The 23,852-nt window shown below is 40.5% G+C and carries 26 protein-coding genes; 7 read left to right on the forward strand and 19 right to left on the reverse strand.

The window, feature by feature from the left end; translation table 11 throughout:
- Positions 1 to 9 precede the first annotated feature (9 nt).
- The 7 genes from ispF to MRY82_00035 form a co-directional block, all read right to left on the reverse strand.
- The gene (ispF, locus tag MRY82_00005; GenBank protein ID MCI5071312.1) at positions 10 to 489 is read right to left on the reverse strand and encodes a 2-C-methyl-D-erythritol 2,4-cyclodiphosphate synthase; all 480 of its coding nucleotides are present in this window, start codon (positions 487 to 489) and stop codon (positions 10 to 12) included.
- Positions 482 to 1,195, reverse strand: coding sequence for a 2-C-methyl-D-erythritol 4-phosphate cytidylyltransferase (gene ispD / locus MRY82_00010; GenBank protein ID MCI5071313.1), 714 nt, complete (start codon positions 1,193 to 1,195; stop codon positions 482 to 484). The genes ispF and ispD overlap by 8 nt, the downstream gene beginning before the upstream one ends.
- A 23-nt stretch (positions 1,196 to 1,218) precedes the next feature.
- Positions 1,219 to 1,719, reverse strand: a complete 501-nt coding sequence (locus MRY82_00015) for a CarD family transcriptional regulator (GenBank protein ID MCI5071314.1) — start codon at positions 1,717 to 1,719, stop codon at positions 1,219 to 1,221.
- Positions 1,720 to 1,853: 134 nt separating this feature from the next.
- On the reverse strand, positions 1,854 to 2,207 hold the full coding sequence (locus MRY82_00020) for a PilZ domain-containing protein (protein ID MCI5071315.1): 354 nt from the start codon (positions 2,205 to 2,207) through the stop codon (positions 1,854 to 1,856).
- A complete protein-coding gene (locus MRY82_00025) occupies positions 2,204 to 3,115 on the reverse strand; it encodes a dihydroorotate dehydrogenase (GenBank protein ID MCI5071316.1) in 912 nt (303 codons plus the stop codon). Before MRY82_00025 ends, MRY82_00020 begins: the two co-directional genes overlap by 4 nt.
- 61 nt (positions 3,116 to 3,176) lie before the next feature.
- Positions 3,177 to 3,830: a hypothetical protein gene (locus tag MRY82_00030; protein ID MCI5071317.1), complete on the reverse strand. Its 654-nt coding sequence runs from the start codon at positions 3,828 to 3,830 to the stop codon at positions 3,177 to 3,179.
- Complete coding sequence (locus MRY82_00035; protein ID MCI5071318.1) at positions 3,812 to 4,735, reverse strand: radical SAM protein; 924 nt, start codon at positions 4,733 to 4,735, stop codon at positions 3,812 to 3,814. The genes MRY82_00030 and MRY82_00035 overlap by 19 nt, the downstream gene beginning before the upstream one ends.
- Before the next feature lie 318 nt (positions 4,736 to 5,053).
- Here MRY82_00035 and MRY82_00040 point away from each other — a divergent pair, with 318 nt between their 5' ends.
- Positions 5,054 to 5,971: a hypothetical protein gene (locus MRY82_00040; GenBank protein MCI5071319.1), complete on the forward strand. Its 918-nt coding sequence runs from the start codon at positions 5,054 to 5,056 to the stop codon at positions 5,969 to 5,971.
- A gap of 27 nt (positions 5,972 to 5,998) precedes the next feature.
- Here MRY82_00040 and MRY82_00045 read toward each other — a convergent pair whose 3' ends face one another.
- Positions 5,999 to 8,383 carry an RNA-binding transcriptional accessory protein gene (locus tag MRY82_00045; GenBank protein MCI5071320.1) on the reverse strand — a complete coding sequence of 795 codons (2,385 nt, stop codon included), beginning with the start codon at positions 8,381 to 8,383 and terminating at the stop codon, positions 5,999 to 6,001.
- A gap of 194 nt (positions 8,384 to 8,577) precedes the next feature.
- Here MRY82_00045 and MRY82_00050 point away from each other — a divergent pair, with 194 nt between their 5' ends.
- Positions 8,578 to 9,048, forward strand: a complete 471-nt coding sequence (locus MRY82_00050) for a hypothetical protein (protein MCI5071321.1) — start codon at positions 8,578 to 8,580, stop codon at positions 9,046 to 9,048.
- Between the two features lie 30 nt (positions 9,049 to 9,078).
- Here MRY82_00050 and MRY82_00055 read toward each other — a convergent pair whose 3' ends face one another.
- The 4 genes from MRY82_00055 to pseC form a co-directional block, all read right to left on the reverse strand.
- Entirely contained in the window at positions 9,079 to 9,741 is a 663-nt protein-coding gene (locus MRY82_00055) for a hypothetical protein (protein MCI5071322.1), read from the reverse strand.
- A gap of 12 nt (positions 9,742 to 9,753) precedes the next feature.
- A complete protein-coding gene (locus MRY82_00060) occupies positions 9,754 to 10,482 on the reverse strand; it encodes a TPM domain-containing protein (GenBank protein ID MCI5071323.1) in 729 nt (242 codons plus the stop codon).
- 54 nt (positions 10,483 to 10,536) lie between these two features.
- Positions 10,537 to 11,133: a LemA family protein gene (locus MRY82_00065; protein MCI5071324.1), complete on the reverse strand. Its 597-nt coding sequence runs from the start codon at positions 11,131 to 11,133 to the stop codon at positions 10,537 to 10,539.
- A 65-nt stretch (positions 11,134 to 11,198) separates the two neighbouring features.
- Positions 11,199 to 12,362, reverse strand: a complete 1,164-nt coding sequence (gene pseC, locus MRY82_00070; protein MCI5071325.1) for a UDP-4-amino-4,6-dideoxy-N-acetyl-beta-L-altrosamine transaminase — start codon at positions 12,360 to 12,362, stop codon at positions 11,199 to 11,201.
- 302 nt (positions 12,363 to 12,664) lie between these two features.
- Here pseC and MRY82_00075 point away from each other — a divergent pair, with 302 nt between their 5' ends.
- On the forward strand, positions 12,665 to 14,593 hold the full coding sequence (locus tag MRY82_00075; GenBank protein MCI5071326.1) for a VacB/RNase II family 3'-5' exoribonuclease: 1,929 nt from the start codon (positions 12,665 to 12,667) through the stop codon (positions 14,591 to 14,593).
- Between the two features lie 54 nt (positions 14,594 to 14,647).
- Positions 14,648 to 14,914, forward strand: a complete 267-nt coding sequence (locus tag MRY82_00080) for a hypothetical protein (protein ID MCI5071327.1) — start codon at positions 14,648 to 14,650, stop codon at positions 14,912 to 14,914.
- A 69-nt stretch (positions 14,915 to 14,983) separates the two neighbouring features.
- Here MRY82_00080 and MRY82_00085 read toward each other — a convergent pair whose 3' ends face one another.
- Positions 14,984 to 15,820, reverse strand: coding sequence for a hypothetical protein (locus MRY82_00085; protein ID MCI5071328.1), 837 nt, complete (start codon positions 15,818 to 15,820; stop codon positions 14,984 to 14,986).
- A gap of 432 nt (positions 15,821 to 16,252) precedes the next feature.
- Here MRY82_00085 and MRY82_00090 point away from each other — a divergent pair, with 432 nt between their 5' ends.
- On the forward strand, positions 16,253 to 16,585 hold the full coding sequence (locus MRY82_00090) for a hypothetical protein (protein MCI5071329.1): 333 nt from the start codon (positions 16,253 to 16,255) through the stop codon (positions 16,583 to 16,585).
- Positions 16,586 to 16,652: 67 nt separating this feature from the next.
- Here the strand turns inward: MRY82_00090 and MRY82_00095 are convergent, their stop codons facing one another.
- The 6 genes from MRY82_00095 to MRY82_00120 all read right to left on the reverse strand — a co-directional run bounded on the left by MRY82_00095 (position 16,653) and on the right by MRY82_00120 (position 21,572).
- Positions 16,653 to 17,318, reverse strand: coding sequence for a transposase (locus MRY82_00095; GenBank protein ID MCI5071330.1), 666 nt, complete (start codon positions 17,316 to 17,318; stop codon positions 16,653 to 16,655).
- 114 nt (positions 17,319 to 17,432) lie between these two features.
- Positions 17,433 to 19,622, reverse strand: a complete 2,190-nt coding sequence (gene pnp / locus MRY82_00100) for a polyribonucleotide nucleotidyltransferase (GenBank protein MCI5071331.1) — start codon at positions 19,620 to 19,622, stop codon at positions 17,433 to 17,435.
- Positions 19,623 to 19,867: 245 nt separating this feature from the next.
- A complete protein-coding gene (gene rpsO / locus MRY82_00105; GenBank protein MCI5071332.1) occupies positions 19,868 to 20,128 on the reverse strand; it encodes a 30S ribosomal protein S15 in 261 nt (86 codons plus the stop codon).
- 140 nt (positions 20,129 to 20,268) lie between these two features.
- Positions 20,269 to 20,469 (reverse strand): hypothetical protein, encoded by a 201-nt coding sequence (locus tag MRY82_00110; protein MCI5071333.1) that lies wholly within the window; start codon positions 20,467 to 20,469, stop codon positions 20,269 to 20,271.
- 1 nt (position 20,470) lies between these two features.
- Positions 20,471 to 21,151, reverse strand: coding sequence for an orotidine-5'-phosphate decarboxylase (pyrF, locus tag MRY82_00115; protein ID MCI5071334.1), 681 nt, complete (start codon positions 21,149 to 21,151; stop codon positions 20,471 to 20,473).
- A 130-nt stretch (positions 21,152 to 21,281) separates the two neighbouring features.
- Complete coding sequence (locus tag MRY82_00120) at positions 21,282 to 21,572, reverse strand: hypothetical protein (GenBank protein MCI5071335.1); 291 nt, start codon at positions 21,570 to 21,572, stop codon at positions 21,282 to 21,284.
- A gap of 114 nt (positions 21,573 to 21,686) precedes the next feature.
- Between MRY82_00120 and MRY82_00125 the strand changes: the two genes are divergently transcribed.
- Together MRY82_00125 and MRY82_00130 are read left to right on the forward strand one after the other, a co-directional pair.
- Positions 21,687 to 22,472, forward strand: coding sequence for an FHA domain-containing protein (locus MRY82_00125; GenBank protein ID MCI5071336.1), 786 nt, complete (start codon positions 21,687 to 21,689; stop codon positions 22,470 to 22,472).
- 18 nt (positions 22,473 to 22,490) lie between these two features.
- The gene (locus MRY82_00130; GenBank protein MCI5071337.1) at positions 22,491 to 23,807 is read left to right on the forward strand and encodes an FHA domain-containing protein; all 1,317 of its coding nucleotides are present in this window, start codon (positions 22,491 to 22,493) and stop codon (positions 23,805 to 23,807) included.
- The last annotated feature ends 45 nt before the right edge of the window (positions 23,808 to 23,852 follow it).

Below are 23,852 nucleotides of genomic sequence, written 5' to 3' on the forward strand. Positions count from 1 at the left end.
GTGGACTCACTATTTTTTGTAGAGCAAGACATTGGCCATGGCCAGCAATCCTTCTTGCCTTCCCAAGCTTCCTAGCTTTTCCGCTCTTGTTGCTTTGATACTGACTTGATCAACGTTAAGATCCAAAATCTTGGCCAAATTTTGTTGCATGGCCGGAACGTGTGGGGCAATTTTGGGTTGCTCGGTCATGATGGTGCTATCAATATTGGCCATATGCCAACCTTTGTCCAAAACCATGGCATAAATCTTTTGTAAAAACATTTCACTGTTGGCATTTTTATAGGCTGGATCTGTGTCAGAAAAATATTGACCAATGTCCCCCAAAGCTAACGCTCCCAGCATGGCATCACATATGGCATGAATTAAGGCATCGGCATCCGAGTGGCCACTTAAACCCATAGAATGTTCTATTTCTACTCCCCCCAGCACAATATTTTGCCGCTCTGTTGTAAATGCATGAATATCCACGCCTTGACCTATTCTAAACATTTTGCTCCTTGTTCAACTTTAGCAAGACTTCAAACAACTTAAAATCTGAAGTTTGCGTTAGTTTTAAATTAATGTGTTTGGAAGGAAAGACCTTAATCTGTCCTTGTTTGTATTCAGCCACTTGGGCATCATCGGTAGCAAAAAACTGGTCTCTTAGAGCTTTCTCATAAGCTTCAACAATAAACTGACGCTTAAAAATTTGTGGGGTTTGCATGGTCCACAATTTATTTCTATCCACTGATTTTTTGATCTGTTTCAATTCAACATGCTTGATAGAATCACTGACCGGAGAAGCATAAATCACACCATCTGCATCGTCAAAAGCATTTATTGCTTCACTTAAGTCTTCACTGTTGAACAAACATCTGGCTGCATCATGAATTAAAACATAGTCATTGTTTTCATCAATCTGCTGTAAGCCTTGCCAGACTGATTCCTGTCGCGTTTCTCCACCGGCCACACAATGTTTAACTTTATTAAAGCCTAAATCTCGCCAATAGGCCATGGGCTTGTCTTTGAGGTCTTCTTGCGGCAAAACTAAAACAATCTCCGTCACCAAAGGGTGTTGTTCAAAAGCACTTAAGCTGTATTCAATCACCATCTTACCGTTGATATTTAAATATTGCTTGGGCTGATTGAGCTGCATGCGACGACCTGAGCCACCGGCAGGCATCACGACACTGACTGTTGGTTTGGATTCAACCATTGAACATGGCTCCACTGTAAAAATTACTCAAAAAACTTTTCTATTTTTTTCTCAATGCTTTCTTCATCAGACTCTTTGGCAATGGCCAATTCTTTAATCAAAAGCGTTCTAGCTTTATCCATCATGCCGCGCTCACCAAAAGACAAAGTTTTGTCTTTTTTAAGAACATACAAATCACGCATGACTTCTGCTATTTCAAAGACAGAACCGGTTTTAATTTTTTCATTGTATTCGCGCTGTCTGCGATTCCAGGTGGTGGTGTCAATCACCACATCATTTTCTTTGAATACATCAAAAACACGTTTAACTTGAGAAGCTTTGATCAAACGTCTAAGACCTACATTTTTAACGCCATTGACTGGAACCATGAGCGTCATTTCGCTGTCTAAAATCCTAACCACATAAAATGACATGATGGTACCGGCAATTTCTTTTTCATCAATCCGTTCTATGACGCCAACGCCATAGGCCGGATAAACCGCTTTATCGCCAATTTCAAAGTTGGTATCTTCATCGGTGCGCATTGTTGGCTTTTTTTTGCGCACGACCTCTTTTTTCTTAATCACTGACATTAAGGACGCAATATACCAGTTTTTTTTGCGAAATACTAGACCTCTAGACTACTATTTATTGCTTTTATATTATGCCTGTAGAGGCTTTATGCACTGTGAAGCTGCAGCTCTTGATTAATTTTATCCAAAACAGCGTTTGAAGTCTGCACAAACTGAACACCCATACCACTGGGATGGTGAGGAAAGGAATCTTTCTGCTTAGATAAAGCTCTGCGCGCCCAAACCACCACACCGGTCACGCTGATGGTTTGATTGGTTTTGGGTAAGGTAAAGGTAAAGTCAATAATGCTTCCTACCGCCAAGACAAGGTCTGCTTTAATGAAAACTCCTCCTTTAGAAATATTCATGATTTGACTGCCATAAAACAGTTCATGCGACGCTGCACCCAGCTGAATTTGCACCGCAAAACGCTTGGATCTAACTGGATAGTTTAGACTCATGCTTTCTCCCGACGCAAGAACCGTCCTTTTAGTTGACTAACACTGAGATCTTCTTTTTCTAGTAGGGTTTGAAGCTGCTTTGCAATATGCTCGGTTGCGCCTGTGTCAGCAAAGTTGTGCGTTCCCACCTGCACAGCACTGGCGCCTACCGCCAAAAAGTCTGCCACGTCTTCAGCGCTTTTAATTCCACCCATACCTACAACCGGGATATCAAACTCTTGCGTTACCTCTAACACTTTGGCCAAGGCAATAGGCTTAATGGCTGGGCCAGAAAGCCCACCAAAAACGTTGGATAAATGTGGTGTGTTTTTACGCCAGTCAATGGCCATGGCCTTAACCGAGTTAATCATAGACAAAGCATCCGCCCCGCCATTGATGACCGCTTTTGCAACATCCTTAATATGCGTAACATTGGGTGTAAGTTTAGCCCACATGGGCAAGTGCGTTACCTGCCTAATTTTTCCAATTAACTGCTCTGCCTGAGCCGGATCAGTGCCTATGTCCAAACCATTTTTAACATTGGGACAAGACACATTGATTTCCAAAGCTGAAATCCCTTCATGCTCAGATAAATATTGCGCCACATCAATAAAGTCTTGGGGACTTTCTCCATAGACATTAACAATCACATGCGTGTCAATCGTCCTAAGCTTGGGTAGCTTTTCCTCAACAAAGGCTTTGGCTCCAATATTGTGCAAGCCTATGGCATTGAGCATGCCATAAGATGTCTCATGAATACGGGGGGGTTGGTTGCCAAGGCGTGGTCGCATGGACAAGCCCTTGGTGACAAAACCACCAATGCTTTCTAAATCCATAAGCTCAGCAAACTCTAAGCCATAACCAAAGGTTCCAGATGCACCCAAAATGGGATTGCGAAATTCCAGTGTTCCTACCTTTGTGCTTAGCATGAACGGCAATGTACCGTTTCACTTGTTTTTATTCAATCAATTTTATGCCTGCTGGTTTTTTTCAAAACCATTCTAGACTACGGATATCCACCGTAAAGTCCGATTGGGTATCGTCGCCATCTGCACCTAACCATATTCCAATGACCGTTAGCGGCTTATCCAAGGTGTATTTCAAATTCAAATTGCCTTGTGCATTAAAGCTTTGTCCAGCAACTTCAAAAAAGTAATCTGAAAGAGGATGCTTTCTTTCTTTAAATTGCGGTGCCTGGCTGTAAAACAAAACCGTATAAATTTTATCCATGCCAGAAAAAGCTTTTGCCAATTGATTCAATTGTTTTAGCCATTGGGGAGCCATCATTTTTTGCCAAACATTAAGTTGTTGTTGGCCCGCTAAAATCAAACCCAAACGTAAAGGAAAATCATCCGCACCTGAAGCTCCAGGATTTTTTTTGCCATAATCAAGGTCACCTTTTAGTTGAGCTTGAAGCTTAAAACCCTTAACCGATTGAATTTCTTTAAAAGGATAAACTAGAGCAGAAGAACTTGCATTAACTTTGATCCTTAAAGTCTGTGAGCCAATGTTAATGCCTTGATTCGGCTTAATTTTACGGTATTTTACCTGCTGCCAATCTTCAATATCTAAGCTGATGGGCTTGGCCCACAGGCTCAAAGCAAAAGATAAGGCCAGAGCAAAGTTTATTTTGTAGCCGAACAACTGGAGCCTCCCAAGACACAAAACTGCGCACAAAATGGGTGATTGAGCGGAACATCTTGCTGCGCATCTTCCAATGTTTTGCCCAAAACAAAATCATCTTGATAGGCCAATAAAGTACAGGGCATAACCACCGGCTTACTCTCACCTTTACGTTTAACCAGCATCCGTTCATGGGCACACATTTGATCTTGGGGTTTAACGCCTAAAATATCCCAGCATGCGGTAGTGATCTCTGGCACATTTTTAGCCATTTCCATTTCTGGAAAAATCACCAGCTTGCTGTTGATATCAAGATCAATCGCATAGTCTTTGAGCAACTTAGCATAACCGGCTTTGCTCTCTGTCATAGGCTCTGCTTTTAAGGCTCGTCCTGCCACTGAGACTTCAAAGCCATGCTCAAAAAACCACTGCAAACGTTGCATAGTCAACTCAAATGTTTTGGGCCCACGCTCAGCCTCGTGTCCATCTTGAGTAAAATGATCCAAGGATACCCTGATAAACAGCTTATTTTTGTAAAGCTGTTGTAAGGCTAAAAGTTTGCCTTCATGCTTACGGATTACTTTATAGGCATTGCTTAGCACCAGAACATCGAAACCGCGAGACAAGCACTCTTCTAAAAGCTCCATAATTTGTGGGTTGATGAATGGCTCACCGCCAGTCAAACCAATCATTTTTGTAGGCAGAGACTTTGCTTTAATTTCATCTAAAAATGGAACAATATCTTCAACGGTTAAATAACTTAAACGATCATTTCTCGGTGAAGATTCAATATAGCAATTTTCACAATGCAAATTGCACAAGGTCCCTGTATTAAGCCATAGCGTTTTTAAAGCTTCCAAACTCACTTTTGCTCTGATTTCCCCCTTGGCCGTTAGGTAAGGGTCTTCAAATGCTGAAAATATCATACCCAGACTCTACATGGTCTGCTCTGTCTGTACAGTATTTTAAGCCAGATAATTTAACTGTGGACAACTGCGCTTCCATTGGCCTTAATTGTTTGTAAGCCCTTAATATTAAAAGAAATATTTTATCCCCAGCTGTGGACAAATGGCCATATATGGTACCATATATGGCCATTTTTAAAAATTTCACAATTCAATATATCAAAAAAAACATTTATATAAATAATATCAACATCTTAAAATGTAAACTTTACTTTTATATAGAATATTTGTTACACTTTAAATTCTAGGGGAACATCAATCAACATTAAAGGTGGGGAAATGAAACAACACAAGACATTAGTAAGCGCATGCGCTGTATTTTTTATGATCTTTTTCTATGCATGCGCCAACACCAGCAGTATAGAAAGTGAAAAGCAAGCTTTAACTCAATATGAAGAAATGGTTCAAGAACCGCTTATCAATCCACAGCTTAGTTTTACTGAATCTGAAATCAGTGATTTATGTCAAGATTTAGACAACTATCCTAACGGTGTCCACCCCGAATCAGATACCCCAACCGTCACCTCTCCCATCAATGGGCAAGAAAGCAATACCAACTTTAGAATTAAATTGCTCAGTTCTTATGCTATTTTTAATAGTGTATATGTAGACATAAAATTAACGCCCATTGGCCAAGCTGCATCTTTTTTACGCTTAGACGATGGCTATAAAATTTTAATCAACGGCCGCCAACTGCCTTACAAAGAAAGCACCAACACCAATGTAGGCTACTATGCAGATTACATAGATTTGCGTCCAAGCAACAAAGCCAATGTCTGCATCATTGATCCGCAAGGCGGCATTACCTTTCAACAAATTCGCATGCCAGAAGCCGTCAGTTTTATCAATTACCGAACAAACGACACCTCAACCACATTTGAAGAAGGCGTTAACGTTGAATTCGCTCCGGCTTACCCAGAAGTACGAGGCAATGTTTGCGTTGAGCTATGCATCTTATCTTATGCCATAGAACCTTCAGCCCCGGGCATCATGAGCTTTAACTTTGATACACTTAGAGACGCTCAGTATCAAGAAGCCCTAAATATTCAGGCCAATCCCAGCGACAGCATGCGACGATTATCGTATTCTTTCCGCAATTCATTGAACGAGGAAACGCCTATCCTAGGCTTTGGCCAAAGCGATATTACAGCTGCAACCAAAACACCCCTTTACTTGTATTATCCTTATATCCCTTAAATAAGTCCGTATTTTAAAAATACGACTTTATTTTTTTACTTTAAAATCTGCTAAAGATGCAAAGGGGTTGTGTGTGGCTTTGGCTTGGCCATTTTGTTTTGGTTTTGCTGGAGACCCCCCGGAGCGTTGTCCAGGATTGTATTTTCTTGGCCCTTTATGTCTACCAGGTGAACTGTTTGCTGCTGATTGCTTGTGACTTTGCTGATGATCTCCCTGCTCAGACAAGCGCATGCTCAAGGCAATTTGTTTTTTATCTAAATTGACTTCCATCACTTTGACCGTGACATGGTCACCCGGACTCACCACATCTCTGGGATCTTTAACAAAATCATGCGACATTTGTGAAATATGCACCAAGCCATCTTGATGCACACCAATATCGACAAAGGCACCAAAATTGGTGACATTGGTGACAATTCCTGGACAGATCATGTCGGCAACCAAATCTTTGACTTCACTGATATCATCTCGGTAAGAAAATGCGGCAAAGCTCTCACGCGGATCACGGCCTGGTTTTTCCAGCTCCTTAAGCACGTCTTCATAAGTATATTCACCCATGAGCTCTTTTAAGTTTTTGCCGTGTTCACTGGCGCGCAAGGCTTTTACGCCAGCAGGGCCCATTAAACTTTTTAAGGTCTGACCCATTTTTTCTGCCACTTCTGTTAAAACAGCATAGCGCTCGGGATGAACCCCTGTATTATCTAGTGGGTGCTTGGCTTGCGGAATCCGTAAAAATCCAGCGGCCTGCTCTAAAGTTTTTTCTGTGAAGCGTGAAACCTTGAGCAAATCTTGCTTGGAGGTAAATAGACCGTTTTTCTCTCTATGTTCAACAATGGTTTTTGCGAGTCCTGGCCCAATGCCGGCTACACGCGACAGCAGATGGTAGGATGCTGTATTCAAATCCACACCCACGGAGTTCACACAAACGTCCACCACCAAGTCCAAGCGTTTTTTTAGGGCTATTTGTGAGACGTCATGCTGGTATTGCCCCACCCCAATGCTTTTTGGCTCAATTTTAACCAACTCCGCCAAAGGGTCTTGTAAGCGACGGGCTATGGATATAGCACCACGCACGGTGACATCCAGCTTGGGAAACTCTTCTCTGGCCGTTTCACTGGCACTGTAAATACTGGCCCCAGACTCATTGACCATGGTCACATCCACTTTAACACCGGCATCTTTTAAAGTTTTGCGAACAAAACTCTCCGTTTCTCTACCGGCGGTGCCATTTCCCACAGCAATGGCTTTGATGTCATAGGCAGCAATAACTGCCAACAAGCCTTTGGCCGCTGCTTGTTTATTGGCTTCTGTATTAAGATGCATAACTGCATCAGACACGTATTTACCGGCAGCATCAATCACTGCCAATTTGCATCCCGTTCTTATCCCAGGGTCTACTCCCAGAACTGCTTTAGAACCAAATGGCGCAGCCAACAATAACTTCTTCACATTTTCTGCAAACACTGTGATGGCTGCCAAGTCCGCCGATTCACGCAGGGTTTTATGCACTTCATTTTCTATACTTGATAAAACATAGACCTTTAAGGCCATGCGCGCTGCTCTGTGCAATAAATCTTTGCCCAAAAAGCCGTCCTTTGTACAGGCTTCTTGTTGATAGAGCTCCAACAAGACCTCTTCCATGCTTTGCGCACTGTCTGGCGCAAACTCAAACTGAATGGCCAATTCTTGCTCCATCCAACCCCTGCGTATGGCCAAATAACGGTGGGAGTTGTTGGCTTCCATGAGCCTTTGTACAGACTCGGCAAATTCAAAATAAGGTTCAAATTTGCTATGCGGCTTGGCATTTTTGCCTTTTTCACTATGCAAAAAGGCTTTATCAAAAACAATGTTTCTTACTTTTTGCTTCAGATCTGCATTTTCACTCAACCGTTCAATCAAAATATCTTGAGCACCTTTGATGGCGTCTTCGGCAGTGTTGATTTTTTTATCGGCATTGATGTAAGCCAAGGCCACTTTATCCGGTGTCTCACCCTCTTTTGCTTCACAGTTTCCGTGCCCACAGTCCCACAACCAATTGGCAAAAGGCTCTAAGCCCGCTTCTTTGGCCAAAGTGGCTTTGGTTTTTTTCTTTTGTTTGTAAGGTAAATACAAATCTTCCAAAACCGACAGTTCAAAACTGCTTTCAATTTTCTTTTTTAAGGCGTCTGTTAGTTTATCTTGTTTTTTAATCTCGTCTAATATGTAGGCCTGACGTTTAAGTACAGTTTCATAATTTTCTTTGGCATCCAAAACGGCTTGAATGGCCACTTCATCCAGCCCCCCTGTTTTTTCTTTACGATAACGGGCAATAAATGGCAGCGTTGCCCCTTCTGCACTCAATTCCAATACGGCATTGGCGGCTTTAAAACTAATTCCAGGGCATGCTTGCTTGATCCATATTTCAAAATTCATGAGAAGGCATATTAAAGATCAAGACCAATTTGGCAAGACTATACCGTAAAAAAGATAATATTTTATGTTTACTCGTTACAAAAGATGATTTTTATAGACTATGTTTATGACTTGATAATTTTTATTAATTTTCTTTTTATGATGTTTACAGCTACTTAACTAGTCATTATTCAACTTATTTCAATGGGGATATCATGAGAAATTTATATCTAGGACTTTTAACAGTTTTGTCAGCTTTTGTTTTTACCAGTGATGCTTATGCTCAGGGAGCCATTCATGGCGTTGCATCTTACGCCCAACACAAGCACAGCTATCTTATTGATAAAAACATGGATTACAGCAAAGACGATCAACTGCGCCTACAAGCCAATTTCTCACGTTTTTTGGGTGACTGGACCATCAGCGTTGTGTTTAGCCAGGACAGCCGTAACCAAACCTTGAACATAACCATTAATGATTTTGAAAAAGTTCCTGGTCAAGACCATGTATGGCAAAATGCCCAAGAAATTTGGTTGTATGGCCAAACCTTTCGTTTAAGAGCTGTGGTTGATCAAAACAATCGTTATTTAACCCTTTACATTGAAGACCCTGAAATGGATAGCCGACAAAATGAGCCTGAAATTCTAGGCTATCATACTGTGATGCAGGCTAGCGCTCACTACTAAACAATTAAACACACTGAAGAACAAGCCGCTCTACTGGTTTTTAATGACCACTTTGTTGTTTAAGGCATTGCTGTGGGGTTTTTCACCTAGAGGGAAGTTTTCGGCCAAAGCTATACTCAACCCATTTATACTTTGACACAGCGCCTTTTGTAGCTTTTTATGTTTCAATAAGGGCAATGCTTCAGCAAGCACTTGCTCAAACAAGACTTGCTTAATTTTGATTTGAACATCTTGATTGCATAACAAAACTATCTGGCGTTCCATCAACGATACATAAATTAAAATGCTTGGATGCTGGTCAATACCATGCTCAAAATACGCCAAGCGCGCAGCTTGTTCAACGGAATACGCTTGATCATTTTTTGCAGTAAGCCTGCGTGCTAAGCCTATATTTTCACTTAAACTGTAGGCCAAGATTATAAGAATGGTCATCAGCAAGGCATGCATGCCACCAGTCCATACGCCAATGTTGGGCAAGGGAATAAAAAAAACTGCTCCCAAGTAAAGACTTAAAAACACTAAACTTAACAGGGGGAAGACATGGCCTAAGGTGCTTGAACTTTTGACCACAACCGGAAAAAAATCAAGCGCACATTTTTTTTCTGCATCCATAACAGCCTGCTCAATGGCTTGAGAGAAATTATCTTTAACCCAGCCTTGAATCCACAGGGGCTGTTGTTCATTTTTTTGCATAACCTATACTCCTTACCATGAGCCTGAGCTTCCACCGCCAGAAAAGCCACCACCGCCGCCGCTAAAGCCGCCAGACCCGCTTCCAAAACCGCCGCCGCCAAAGAAATCATCAAAGCGGTTAAAGTGCCTACCTCTGCGCATGTACGCAGAGCCTTGCTGACGGTATTGGGCTCGAGCCATATAAATCTTTAAAGCAATCATAAAAATAAAAAACAACATAAACGGCCAAGGAGCAGACTGTTGATGCTTATTTTTATTTAAAACTTTGAATTGATCAGTCTTGGCAAGAATAATCTTTTTTTCTTTTGGACTTAGGGCCAAGTTACAGAGTTGTAGCACCCCCTGCATGACCCCCTTGTAAAATAAACCTTGTTTAAAATTGGGGACAATATGTTTATCAATGATGCGTTTGCTGTAAGCATCTGGAATATCACCCTCTAAACCTTGCCCTACTTCAATCCTGACTCGCCGTTCATCTTTAGCCACCAAAATCAACAAACCTTTGTCAGTCTTTTTTTGCCCCAACTGCCACTGGTCTACAACTCGGATGGAAGCTTGCTCAATGCTTTCTCCCAACAAAGATTGCACTGTTAATACGGCCAGCTGGACGCTGGTTTTTTGATCCAAGGCATACAAGAAGTTTTCCAGCTCATCTTTTTGTCTGGGATTAAACAAGCCGGCCTGATCAATCACTGGCCCAGTTAACCTTGGAATATCAATGCCTACTGCAAAAGCTGGCATGGCCAACATAAGAGCAAGCAAATACAACTTAAAGCTTTGACCTAACGTAATGATTTAAAACTCCACTTTTGGGGCTGTTTCAAGTTGCTCTTGCGTTTTTGTAGCGCTGGTCCACTGTTCCATCTTACTGTGCTTATAAATCAAACTGTTGGTCCAGCTGCTGGGCGGCACGGTAATTTGATTGTTAAACTGTTTGATGGCTTCAATATGTCGGTTACGGGCAACTGTAATTCTGTTTTCTGTTCCTTCTAGCTGAGCTTGTAAGTCTCTAAAATTTTGATCGGCTTTAAGGTTGGGGTATTGCTCAGCAACAAGCAATAAGCGGCCTAGAGCTTGACTTAAACCGCCTTGAGCATTGGCAAAAGATTCTAACTGCTGAGGTGTTGCTTGACTGGGATCTATGTTCATGCTGGTGGCTTTGGCACGCGCATTGACAACCGCTTCCAGCGTTTCTTGTTCATGCTCAGCGTAAGCTTTCACTGTTTTAACCAAATTGGGAATCAAGTCAGCCCGGCGTTGATATTGATTGGTGATTTCTGACAGGGTGGCTTCCACTTCATTTTTGGCCATAGGGATGGATTGCAAACCACAAGAAGACAAAACACTTGCCGCAACTATAAAACTTAAAAGAAAGGTCGTTTTTTTCATCATGTCTTATGTATAGACACAGGTACCAAGTTATGCAAGTTTTCGGGGACACACAAGGGTGTCCCTATTTATAACAATTCTTTTAAGGCTGTGATGACGCGTTCTTGATCTTCTTCTGTTAATCCGGGATGCAAAGGTATCGATAAAGTCCGTTCAAAAAAACGCTCGGCCCCAGGAAACTTATTGCGTTGATCACCATAGAGCTTCACAAAATACGGCTGTCTGTAAACTGGAATATTATGCACTTGGCTGCCCAAACCCTTCTCTTTAAGGGCAAGCATAAACTCATTTTTATCTAAGTTGCGAGACTTAAAATCAACTTGAATCATATACAGCAACCAGGCGTGATCTTTTTCATTTTCTTCCTTAGGCAAGTTGCAGTCAAGACGCTGTAAATGCTCATGATAAGATTGAGCAATGCACTTTCTTTTTTCTAAAAACTCAGGCAGTTTTTTCATCTGACTGATACCCAAAGCCGCATGCACTTCTGACATTCTATAATTAAAGCCCAAAGCATGCATTTCATGATGCCATAGCTTGCCTTTCTGATCTTCTATGGTCTGAATGCTTTTATCTATCCCGTGGCTGCGATATAAATTGCATTGTTCCAACAAACTTGGGTCAGAACATACCACCGCACCGCCTTCAGCCGTGGTGATATGTTTTAAAGGATGAAAACTTAAGGTGACCAAATGCTCTGGATGCGAAGCCCCTACATACTTACCTTTATACTTGGCTCCCAATGCATGCGACGCATCTTCAATGACTTTTGCATCGTAATGCCTGGCCAAAGCACTGATTTCATCCAAATCACAGGCTAGCCCTGCAAAATGAACCGGCATGATAATTTTTTTCTTAGCTTTACTTTGCTCTAAGGCCTGCTCCAGTGCAGAAACAGTCATATTGCCCGTATGGGGGTCAACATCCACAAACTCAATTTTTGCACCGAGGTGCAATGCTGCATTTTGACTGGAAACAAAAGTAATGGGTGAAGAAAACAAGACGCTGTCTTGGTCACAATCAAACACCTTGCAAGCAATATGCAAAGCTGCACTGCCACTGGACATTGCACTAACATGCGGCGCATTTAAAAAACGAACCAAGCTTTGTTCAAATTGCTTTACTTGCGGACCTTGAGTTAAAAAATCGTCTTGAAGCATTTGACTGACATAAGCCACATCATCCTCAGTCACGCTTTGACTACCCACTGCAATAAATTTTTTATGCTTCATTGATAATTTTAGTATAACAAAAAAATCATTGATCCCTAATCTTATTCTGTAACAAAAAACACCAAAAGCTCTGGCCTAGCTTTTGACTAATTTTTAAATGAAACATCTTTTAATACAACATCTTTTTAAAGTTTCAATGTCTGTCAATGCTGCTATACTAAAAATAGAGATTATCAACTTTAAACAAAGGTTCTTGTATTCCGCCACTGAATAAAAAAAACTTTCTCGCTTATTTCCAAGACCCTGAATATCGGCCACAAACCTACAGCCAAATTTGCAGGTCATGGAATGCGCGTGGAAGCTTGCGTAAAAAAATTAAGGCTTTGCTTTTTCAATTTGAACGTGAAGGTTACCTTACTGTCAGTAAGCGTGATACCTACATTGCAGCAAAAAATCCCGAGTCGGCCAAAGCCAAAACCAGCAAAAAAAACAAACGTACTCATAAAAAACATCCTCTGGATAAACCCATAGGTAAACATATGGCGCATGCCAATATCAAGCCCCTTGAAGATCAACTTATTGGGAGCTTAAGCAGCCAACGTAACAATTCCCTTATTTTTTTCCCTCTAAAAAAACGCCAAGCCATACGCTTACATCTTGCACAAAGGGTTGAGGTCCCTAAAAAAATTAACCGAGATGATATTTATCATGTTGATATTGAAAAAAAAGTGGTCAAAGGCCGGCCTTTTTTTATTGCCCAAAATATAAGCCTTTTGGGTTCTATTCACGACCCAGCCACTGACCATAAAATCATCATTGCAGAAAACAAACTCAGCCCTACATTTTCAAAAAAAATTCACAGTGAATTAAATGCTTTAGACCAGAGAGTTCAAGTTTCAAAACAACGTAAAGACTTTAGAGATTTAAACTTTGTGACCATTGATGGCGCTGATGCCAAAGACTTTGATGATGCTGTATGTTTTGATGGCAAATACTTATACGTAGCTATTGCCGATGTTGCACATTATGTTCATGCTGACTCTGCTTTGGATAAAGAAGCTGCGTTTCGGGGCAACAGTTTTTACTTTCCCAACATGGTGATTCCCATGTTGCCAGAACTTTTATCCAACACACTCTGTAGCCTACGTCCAAAAGAAGACAAGTACGCTATGGTACTAAAAATAAAATTCAATGTGGATAACCGTGTAGATCATTTTGATCTTTATGAAGGCCTCATTCAATCAAAAGAAAGGTTAACTTACGATCAGGTTGATGATTATTTTGAAAACCCAAAAACAGCCACTTCGTTTGCTCAAGAGACCACCGGAAAAATGCTGACCGAGCTCAAAGTCCTGACTCAACATATGCGCGCCTTACGCTTTGAAGAAGGTTCCATTGATTTTGATTTAAAAGATCACGTTATTCATGTTGATAAAAACTATGCCCCAACTCATATTGCAGAAAAAAAACAAACCCTGGCCCGCCAATTGATTGAAGAGTGCATGCTTTGCAGCAATGTTTGCATGGCTCATCATTTAGAGAAAATCACTCAAGATGTCACACAAGACATGTCGGTTTACCGCGTGCACCCGCAACCAGAAGCCGTTAAAGTTGACGATTTAATTCATCTTTTACAAACCTACAATTACAAACTATCCAAAGACTTTGGTATTTCTAACCCACATGAATTCAACACCTTTTTGAGCAGTCTTGATGACTCACCTTTATCAGAAGTCTTCAAGTCCTGGGCCTTGCGTGCAATGTCGCAAGCTTTTTACTCAGTCAATAACAACGGGCACTTTGGCCTTGGCTTTAGTCACTATTTACACTTCACCTCACCCATCAGGCGCTATGCTGATTTACTGGTACATAGAATCATTAAAAATCATCTTCACAAAAAAAACTCTGCCCATATTTTTCCACAAAAATTCAATACCCTTGAGAATGTCTGTGTGCATATTTCCGCTCAAGAACGCGTGGCCCAAAAAGCTGAACGTGACATGTATCAAAGAAAATCTGCCCGCTTTTTAAAAGATAAAGTGGGTAAAGTTTTTAAAGCTTATGTTGTGGGCATGAATAGTCGTGGTTTATTTATGAAGTTTGAAAGCATGCCTATGGAAGGTTTTTTAGCCATCAAAGATTTTAAAAAAGGCTTTTTTGATTTTTTTGAAAAAGAAATGATGTTTCAAAATCGGCGCAACGGTCACAAAATAAAATTAGGCGATACATATAGAGTCAAGCTGGCTAAAATCAATCTTAAAGGCGCTTTTATTGACTTGATTTTAGCCTAAGCCAAACACAAAACATGCATTGCGTTAACACTTGCTTTTTGCTAAATTTATGACATGAAAAACGTGACCTTGTTGTTGATCCTTAGTTTTATGTTTTCATCTTTTGCTTTAGCACAAAGCTGTCCAAAAATTGAAGGTGCTCGCTACATCTCTCATCAAACAATAAAACGCAGCCAAGTATCACTGCTCTACACGCTTACTGAATGCACTTACGCCGTTTTAGACGGTTACAATTTGGCCTATTTATGTGACAAAGAAAACTTTAACGGTCAGTATAGAGTATTACAAAGCCATCGCATGAACAAATATGAACAAATATGACCAGCTACAATCAAGCACACAAACCCCTGTTTGTTTGAAAAACGATAATTTTATTGTTTATAAGATTTTTTAATTCCACTGTATCTCAGAAATATTTGGAAGATGATCAGAGTTAAAAACCCACTGTTCACCACAAGCTGTAGGTAAAGAAAAATAGGGCTTCCCCTGAGAATCATGTCCTAATGTTTTTATATGATGATAAATCAGTTTTCCTTGCCAATCTCTTAAACCACTATTTTTTGTTGCAAGCCGCATACGGTACTTATATATGGGCGTCATATCGTAGTTAATATGCATTTCCGTTGTTTTTGGACAAACCACATCAACTATAGCCCAATCCGATACCCCACCAACGCTTAAATCTTTTCTGATCTGCTCAAGAATGTAAAACCAATGCTTTTGTGTCATACGTATGTAACCGGTAGCATGAACTATTTCGCCTACTTTTTGTTGACTCAGACCAGGAAGATGCCGACGCTGCTTATCCAATGCCTTGTATTCTGCTTGTGCGGAATACGTGTAAGTTGTGCCTTGATGTTCAACGATGTTTTGCAACTGATTGTAACGATTACGCTCAGAAAAAATAGGGTTTTGTCCACCGTTGTAATCGCGCTCACCCAAGTGAATCCCCATCCAGTGTCCGTTTCTATTGTACTGGGGAATATACTGTTCCATTTGATACTGAACTTTATCATTTAAGTTACAGCCTTGTGCTAAGCATCTAAAGTATTCTCTATGCTTGCGGTTATTTTTTAGAAACTCAAGAACTTGTCGCCTGCCACCCATAACCAAAGCATAATGCGCTTCAACTTCTTCATCGCTAAGGTTGAAAAAACTCACTTCTTGCGCATAGAGATTGAAACTGGCCATAGCTATAGCTAAAAAAATAATCGTCTTTTTAAACATTTTCCCCACTACCCTTTTTATCCTCAAACCATAGATCGAACTATTTTTTATATCTTGTAAGTATATAAAAAGTCACCACTGAATAACCACTCACAAAAAAATTTTTTCATATTTGTTAGACAATTAGATCAGCATTACAGCGTCTTTAACATAAATAAGGCAACGCGTCAATTTAGATTTTATCCCTACACAAGGATATATTTTTTATACAAACCGTTTCTACTTAAAGATATATATTAAATCATAAAGATCAAACTACAGCTATTCTATTAATTTATACATTGACTTTAAAACGATTATTGATAAAGGGTCATTAAGCAGTTCGCTTTTTATACAGATCGTATCTCTAAATTTACTAAGGTCATTCATAAGTTGAAAGTTTTCTCATAATTTTCAGCTTAAATCTATTTGACTTTTTCATAGGAGATAAAAATGAAACTTTACACTGTATTTTTAACAATCGCCCTTACACACTATTCCGTGGTTTTTGCTCAAAAGTCTGAAATTTTCAGTCGCTGTTACACAACTGAGAAAAAACTGGTGCGAAAGGCTCCTGATATTACAAAGTATGATTGGTACAATTTTGTTCAACATGAACTTTCAAAAGAAACATATACTGTAGATACCGCACTGGACGAAATTTTAGGTCGTATACAGGGCTGCCCTAGACAAATGATTTTTAAGAAAGAGAATAAGCTTTCGCGCTTGCGCAAATACTCAGAAAAAATATGTCGCTACGAAGATTTTGACTGTGCTCTAGATTGATATACAAAAAGGGGACAACTACCTTTTTATTTTTTAAACTCATCCTTAAAAAGGTAGTTGTCCCTGTTTATTGTTTTTTAAATTTACGTCCTCTTTTTTTTGGAATCAATTGTCTACCCGTTTGTTGTTCAAGCTTATGTAAAAAAGCCTTGCTTCCCAGGGGGCGGCCTGTTTTATAGTGAAGTGCTATTTTTTGTTCTATTTCTTTTTTTGTTGGCGCATGCAAATAAACTTTCCAATCCTCTACATAATTACGTAAGAAATTTTTTTCAACGATAGGATCAGAAACATTATATATTCTTACTCGAGCACTGCTCCACTTATACTCTTCTGGCAATGCAATCAAACCTGCACTAACCGGATTTCGTTCAACATAACGTATTGCATGATACAAATAACCTTCATCCATTGCATAAGACGCATACCGACCTTGCCAAAGATGACCACGCCATGACTTTTCACGATTGATATCTCTTGAATACCTTCTTTGAACTTCATTGAATAAACAAGCAAAGCTATCCTTTTCAGGTGGCCACGCTATAAAATGCACATGATTGCTCATCAAACAATACGCAGCAATTTTAATATTTAGTTTTTTCGTATATTTTTCTAAATAGTACAGATATCGGACATAGTCCTCTTCTTTAAAAAATGTTTGCTGCCTACGATTACCCCTTGCCACAATATGATGTGGAACATTGGGAACTATAACTCTTGCTATTCTTGGACACATGGCCACAGAGAAAGCAAATTTTATGCCTAAAACAAAAAGGGGACAACTACCTTTTAAAGTTTATGTTTAAAAAGGTAGTTGTCCCCTAATTTTTATTTTAATTCTCGCTAGAATTTAACGTCTTGGGCGACTGTCTCGTCCACCACGTCCGCGGCCTCTGCCACCGCCAGAACGTTTTCTATCTCTTCCAGAACCTGGAACGTGATCAGAAGAACCTGGCTCTAAAACCTCCCGGTGAGAAAGCTTAATGCGGTTGTTGCCTTCTACATCCAAGACTTTCACTTCTATCTCATCGCCCTCGCTGACAACTTCTGAAGCGTCTTCAATAGGCTCCGTCGTTAAAAATTCACTGATGTGACACAAACCTTCTTTGCCAGGTAAAATTTCAACAAAGGCGCCATAATCCATAACCTTGGTCACTTTACCTTTGTAAATTTTACCAATCTCAGCTTCAGCAACAATGTCTTTGACCATCTGCATGGCTTTATCCAAAGAAGTTTTATCGGCTGAGGCAATTTTAACAATACCTTCATCATTGACCTCTACTTTAGCACCACTCTCTTCAACAATGCCACGAATCACTTTACCACCACTACCAATCACGTCTCTGATTTTTTCAGGCTTGATTTGGATGGTTTCAATTCTAGGTGCGTGCTCTGATAAGTCACCTGTGGTTTCTCCCATGCCTTCATGCATTTTTTCTAAGATATGCAAACGGCCTTCTTTGGCTTGTTCCAAAGCTTGCTCCATAATATCCCAACTGATGCCGTCAATTTTGATATCCATTTGTACAGCCGTTACACCATCTTTGGTACCGGCTACTTTAAAGTCCATATCACCAATATGATCTTCATCACCTGAAATATCAGACAGCACCACAAAGGTATCGTCTTGCTTAACAAGACCCATGGCAATTCCAGCTACCGGTGCTTTAAGGTTAACACCTGCATTCATCATGGACATGGTTGCTCCACAGACTGTAGCCATAGATGATGAGCCATGCGACTCAAGAACATCAGACAAAACACGAATGGTGTAAGGAAACTCTTCTTTATTCGGCAACACTTTTTCTACCGCTTTACGCGCCAAGAAACCATGGCCAATTTCACGTCTGGCTGGACCTCTTAATGGCTTGGTTTCACCCACGCAAAAAGGAGGAAAGTTGTAATGCAACAAGAAGCGTTCACGTGAATTACTGATCAAGGTGTCTACAATTTGCTCATCTTCACTGGTTCCCAACGTGGTGCTCACCAAAGCTTGAGTTTCACCACGGGTAAACAAAGCAGAACCATGGGTTCTGGGTAAAATTCCTACTTCAGCCGTAATCGCTCTAATTTCACTAGGCTTTCTTTCATCCAAACGAATTTTATTTTCCAAAACATTGTTGCGCATATGGCTTGAAATCATTTTGTCAATTGCGCTTGATGCGTCTGACTGACAACCTTCAAAAGGAGCGCCTTCTGCACAGGCAACATCAATAACATCATCCTTAAATGTAGATAAGGCCGTATAGCGGGCAATTTTTTCTTTGATGCTTAAAATTTCTCTTAGTTTTGAACCTCGGTTTTCTTCAACCCATGCCATCAATTCTTCAACTTTATTTTCAGGGGCAACAACCTCAAACTTGTCTTTACCCACAGCTTTTTGAATTTCATCTTGAATCTGCAACAAAGGCTGCAAGCTTTCATGCGCAAACTTCACTGCCGCCAATAACTCGGCTTCTGGAACCATATCCGCTTCACCTTCAACCATAACCACAGCGTCTTTACTGCCTGCTACCACCAACTCTAAGTCTGATTCTTCAATTTGCTCATGCGATGGATTGCAAACATGTTCACCGTTGACACGGGCAACTCTTACTGCCGCTACAGGTCCAGCAAAAGGAATGTCAGAAACAGATAAAGCTGTTGAAGCACCCAACAAAGAAAGTACGTCTGGATCATTCACACCATCATAAGACAGCACACTGGCAATCACTTGTGTTTCACGAGCGTAGCCTTTAGGAAACAACGGTCTAATTGGACGGTCGGTTAAACGTGAGGTTAAAATTTCACGCTCTGACTGACGGCCTTCACGCTTAAAAAACCCACCCGGAATTTTTCCTGCAGCAGACATTTTTTCAATGTACTCAATGGATAGAGGCAAAAAATCAATGCCTTCTTTATTCTTTTTACCACAGGTTGCTGTAACCAATACGGCAGTTTCACCGTACTGAATGAACGCAGCGCCATTGGCTTGTTTGGCCATTTTACCCACTTCAATACTGAGGGTTTCGCCATGAAATTCAATTGTTTTTTTAGTCATTTGTTAGTTTCTCCTTTAAGGGGGAGCATCCCCCTTCTTGAACGAAAAGAGCGATTCTTCATTCAATTCAACCCACCCGGGTTAGGCACAGTGCCTTCCTTTTGTTTTTTCCTAAGAATATGGATAGGTATATTTTTATTTTAGTTTTTTGTGAAAATAAGAAGGTGTATCATTTAGGTAAGATGTACGCGTGAGAACATTGTTAATTTCTCACGCAAAAAATGAAAAAGTTTAAGAAATTAAAATTACTTTCTTAAACCTAAGCTTTTGATCAATTTTTTGTAGCGCTCAACATTGGTTTTTTTAAGATAATCCAATAAGCTTCTGCGGTTGCCTACCATTTTTAATAGACCACGACGAGAGTGATTGTCTTTTTTATGGCTTTTAAAATGTTCTGTTAAGTGTGTAATTCTATCGGTTAAAAGTGCCACTTGCACTTCTGGTGAACCGGTGTCACCTTCATGTTGTTTAAATTTTTCAATAATTTTTGCTTTTTCCACGGTTATTAGTCCTTGTTAAATCAATCTGTATAGGTTTGTTTTTTTGCTAACCTACTTAAATGTATACACTTTTTTATTTTCAGGGCAGCAATATTGCATACCTAAAGTTAAAACGCAAGCTTTTGTTGCGCTAAAGCTCTTAGTTTTTAAGGCCGAATTTTTAGGGCTTGGTCAATGATTTCGGGCGTTAATCCCACTCCCAAATCAGCAGACATGGCGGCCACTGCTTCTTGTTTACGTTCATTGAGCAGCGCCTGATATTGGGCTTCATTCCTAAACACATTGGCAAGCGCATTGAGAATTTTTTTCTGTGAATTCATCACCGCTTGCGGACTCTCTGAATCCACTTCAGAGGCTATCTAAGATTTCTTGAGCCGCTTGAGCAGGATCTTGCGCTTGCAAAATAGGCCGGCCGATGACCAAATGATTGGCACCTTTTTCTATTGCTTGCTTAGGGCTTAAAGTCCGAGTTTGATCGTCTTTTTTGGCGCTCTCTGGTCTGATTCCAGGCGTTACTTTGAGCAATGTTTTTAAACCTGGCTCAGCATTGAGCAGTTCCAACTCCAATGGCGAGCAGACCACACCATCTGCACCGGCATCTAGAGCCATCTGTGCAAATTGCTTCACTTTATCTTGCGTGGCTCCGGAAAAAATTTGCTGGCTGTCTTCTTCAGACATGCTAGTCAACACAGTGACCACCAACAACTTACTCTCACCTTTAACTTTTGCCGCCGCTTCAATGGATTTAAAACCACAGCTGGCATGTACATTAAAAAATGCGGCTCCCATGTCTGCCACCACTTGACTGGCTTTGCCTACGGTATTGGGAATATCACAAAACTTGCCATCCAAGAACACACTGCTTCCGGCATTATGAATTTTATCCACCAGCGTTTGGGCACCAAACTGTGTCATGGCTTCTAAGCCAATTTTAAAACATCCAACGTAAGGCGCTAAACGCTCAATATGCTGATCAAAAACATTCAAATCAGCCACATCCATGGCCACCATAATAGGATTGTAATCCATTGTTTTTCCTCTCTCTTGTAAACCACACTCAAAGAAAAAAAGTTTTGTACAGCCCGCTTTGGCAGGCTTTGCTTGCCTGTTGCTTGAGCTGATAGAAAATTTTTTCTTTGCGCGTTCCTCCAGTTTATTTTTAGAACTCTATGGTTTCACTGCTTACAGAACGGTGCGTCTGTCCATTGAATTGCTTAAATGAAATGCCATTAATCAAGACCAACAATAAACCAATGGGAAAAAACACCAAAAGCCAAAAGCCCAACCAAAACACCGAACCCGTATAATCAAAGTAGTACGAGCCTTGATGGACATGCAATTTACCCTTGAGTAAAATTAAAAAAATGGCCAAGGGAAAATAAAGCAATGCAAACACCAACAACCAAATCTTAGACCCTGAATACTCTACCCAACACGCTTTTTCTGACATGACTTTGGCATATCAAGCCCGAGCATAATGAGCAATTATTTTAAACTATTATACCCGCCCTTGACTTGACAAAACCCTCGCTTCATAAGAAGAAGCCCTTTGAGTAACAAATCTATGCCCGAACAACGATCAAATACCAACGTGACCAATCTCAGCCCTGAACTGGGTTATTACCTTGAGTTCCTTGAAGGCAATGAAAAAGGTCGACGCGTGGCCATCAATAAAACGCGTATAATTTTAGGTCGAAAAAACGGCGATATTTTGGTTCGTGATATTCGAGTGTCTTCTAGTCACTTGGCCGTAGAAATTCATGGTCAGCATATTAGAGTTACAGACCTAGGCAGCAGCAATGGCACCTTTATTGAGGGTCAAACCATCACCCAACAACAAATCAACCTTGGCCAAGCCGTGCAAATTGGGCAAACTTTGTTATGCATCAAACAAAACCCAAGGGTCAGCAGCCAATTGACCAACTCATCGCACAGCATTAAGACCGGAAGTTACTCCGGCCTTTCGGGGTTAATTGATGAAGAGTTTGTTCAATATGAACCCGGCACACAAGTCGACAGAAAAGTCCAACGCCCCATCAAACCTGAAGAGCGCGTGGTTCGCATGCGTATTATTTTGGGCCCTGATAAAGGCAAAAAGTTTGCCATCCAAAAAGTATCCTTTGCCATTGGTCGTATTGCGTGTGATATTTCACTCAATGATGCTGACGTATCGAGAAAACATGCTATAATAGAAGTTGTTGAAGGGGGTAGAGTGATCATTCGTGACCTGGCATCTTCCAATGGTACTTTTGTTAACCAGGAACGTATAAATAATAAAGTCCTCAACCCACATGATAAAATACAAATTGGAAAAACTATTTTACTTTTTGAAAGCGCCAAGGCAGATTAAATACTTAAGGCATAAACCATGAGCAACTCGAACAAACATAACGAAGTCTTATTGACCTTTTTAGAGGGAGAAAATGAAGGCGTAGAGCTACGCATTATCCCACCCAGAACATTGGTCATGGGCCGCGGTGAGGACTGCGACATCTATCTGAGTGAAAAAAAAATCTCTCGCAATCATTGTCAAATTTCCGTTGAACCCAACGGCGTTTTTGTGCAGGACTTAGGCAGTACCAATGGCACATTTTTAAACGATGATATCCTGAAAGAAAAAAAACAAGCCCAAGACAGTGACATTGTCAGCCTTGGCACCAGTAAAATCAAACTCACTTTTTCTTTATCAGAAGAAGATGCGGCCAATATTGCCAAAAGCTCTGACTCAGACCAAATCAATACCCAAGATAAAATCCAAGAGTTTCCAGACACTTCTCACAAAATAGAAGAAGAAGTTCCTGTTTCACAACCACAAGCCAAAGCAAAGGCTGATGCTGCTTCAGATCCTGCTCAAGATCAATTGGATGACTTAGACTTTGCTCAAGACAACAGCTTGATTGAGGATAGTATTGATAGCAGCAAAGATGCAGCAGATGATTTTGATTTGGTTGACTTGGGTGAAAGCCTAGATGACAATGCTGTCAACACAGAAGAACCTTCCATCAATGATACTTTTAATGCTCAAGACAATATAGACCTTGAACAGGCCAGCGAAGATTTTGAAATTGAACGCTCTATCAACCATCATGAAGCGTCTTTTGCCAAAATAAAAGAAGAACAAGAACTCAAAGCCAGCAACAATGCCTCCAGCGCATTATCAGGAGATTTATCCTTAATGAGTTTACCTGACTTGCTGCAAAACTTGGCTCAAAACAAACGCAGTGGCTTGCTGCAAATAGAAAAAAACAAACAACTGGGTAAAATCTTACTTAAAGATGGTGCCATCATGCAAGCAGATCTTGGCCATGTCACTGGTCTTAAAGCAGTGCATCGCATGCTGGGCTGGACAGAAGGTGACTTTCAACTCTTGGCCACTGAGGTAAAGAGCAGAAACAATGAACCTTTAAGTGAAAACATTGAAGGCTTATTGATGGAAGCCTTTAGACAAATGGATGAACTGAAAAAGCTCAAAGAAACTTTGCCTGAGTTTGATAAAAAGTTTGCCTTGAGCAAACCGCTTAAAGCGCCTTTATCCAGATTACACCCCAAAGTCCTCACTGTTTTACAAAACATTTTCAATGAAGGCACCTTGCAAGCCGCCTTAGACATCAGTGAGTTAACCGATCTAGAGACCACTAAAGTATTTCAATACCTCTTGGATAAAAAGTACATTCAAAGCAAATAAACACTCAATAATTTTTCTTTACAGCCCCATCCTTTTTTGCTACGT

Source organism: bacterium (genome assembly GCA_022763185.1).
Lineage (GTDB): Bacteria > Bdellovibrionota_G > JALEGL01 > JALEGL01 > JALEGL01 > JALEGL01.

Coding starts and splice junctions, on each gene's coding strand:
- ispF (MCI5071312.1), bottom strand. CDS start 489: ATGTTTAGAATAGGTCAAGGCGTGGATATTCATGCATTTACAACAGAG.
- ispD (MCI5071313.1), bottom strand. CDS start 1,195: ATGGTTGAATCCAAACCAACAGTCAGTGTCGTGATGCCTGCCGGTGGC.
- MRY82_00015 (MCI5071314.1), bottom strand. CDS start 1,719: ATGCGCACCGATGAAGATACCAACTTTGAAATTGGCGATAAAGCGGTT.
- MRY82_00020 (MCI5071315.1), bottom strand. CDS start 2,207: ATGAGTCTAAACTATCCAGTTAGATCCAAGCGTTTTGCGGTGCAAATT.
- MRY82_00025 (MCI5071316.1), bottom strand. CDS start 3,115: ATGCTAAGCACAAAGGTAGGAACACTGGAATTTCGCAATCCCATTTTG.
- MRY82_00035 (MCI5071318.1), bottom strand. CDS start 4,735: ATGATATTTTCAGCATTTGAAGACCCTTACCTAACGGCCAAGGGGGAA.
- MRY82_00040 (MCI5071319.1), top strand. CDS start 5,054: ATGAAACAACACAAGACATTAGTAAGCGCATGCGCTGTATTTTTTATG.
- MRY82_00045 (MCI5071320.1), bottom strand. CDS start 8,383: ATGAATTTTGAAATATGGATCAAGCAAGCATGCCCTGGAATTAGTTTT.
- MRY82_00050 (MCI5071321.1), top strand. CDS start 8,578: ATGAGAAATTTATATCTAGGACTTTTAACAGTTTTGTCAGCTTTTGTT.
- MRY82_00055 (MCI5071322.1), bottom strand. CDS start 9,741: ATGCAAAAAAATGAACAACAGCCCCTGTGGATTCAAGGCTGGGTTAAA.
- MRY82_00060 (MCI5071323.1), bottom strand. CDS start 10,482: ATGCCAGCTTTTGCAGTAGGCATTGATATTCCAAGGTTAACTGGGCCA.
- MRY82_00065 (MCI5071324.1), bottom strand. CDS start 11,133: ATGATGAAAAAAACGACCTTTCTTTTAAGTTTTATAGTTGCGGCAAGT.
- pseC (MCI5071325.1), bottom strand. CDS start 12,362: ATGAAGCATAAAAAATTTATTGCAGTGGGTAGTCAAAGCGTGACTGAG.
- MRY82_00080 (MCI5071327.1), top strand. CDS start 14,648: ATGAAAAACGTGACCTTGTTGTTGATCCTTAGTTTTATGTTTTCATCT.
- MRY82_00085 (MCI5071328.1), bottom strand. CDS start 15,820: ATGTTTAAAAAGACGATTATTTTTTTAGCTATAGCTATGGCCAGTTTC.
- MRY82_00090 (MCI5071329.1), top strand. CDS start 16,253: ATGAAACTTTACACTGTATTTTTAACAATCGCCCTTACACACTATTCC.
- MRY82_00095 (MCI5071330.1), bottom strand. CDS start 17,318: ATGTGTCCAAGAATAGCAAGAGTTATAGTTCCCAATGTTCCACATCAT.
- pnp (MCI5071331.1), bottom strand. CDS start 19,622: ATGACTAAAAAAACAATTGAATTTCATGGCGAAACCCTCAGTATTGAA.
- pyrF (MCI5071334.1), bottom strand. CDS start 21,151: ATGGATTACAATCCTATTATGGTGGCCATGGATGTGGCTGATTTGAAT.
- MRY82_00120 (MCI5071335.1), bottom strand. CDS start 21,572: ATGTCAGAAAAAGCGTGTTGGGTAGAGTATTCAGGGTCTAAGATTTGG.
- MRY82_00125 (MCI5071336.1), top strand. CDS start 21,687: ATGCCCGAACAACGATCAAATACCAACGTGACCAATCTCAGCCCTGAA.
- MRY82_00130 (MCI5071337.1), top strand. CDS start 22,491: ATGAGCAACTCGAACAAACATAACGAAGTCTTATTGACCTTTTTAGAG.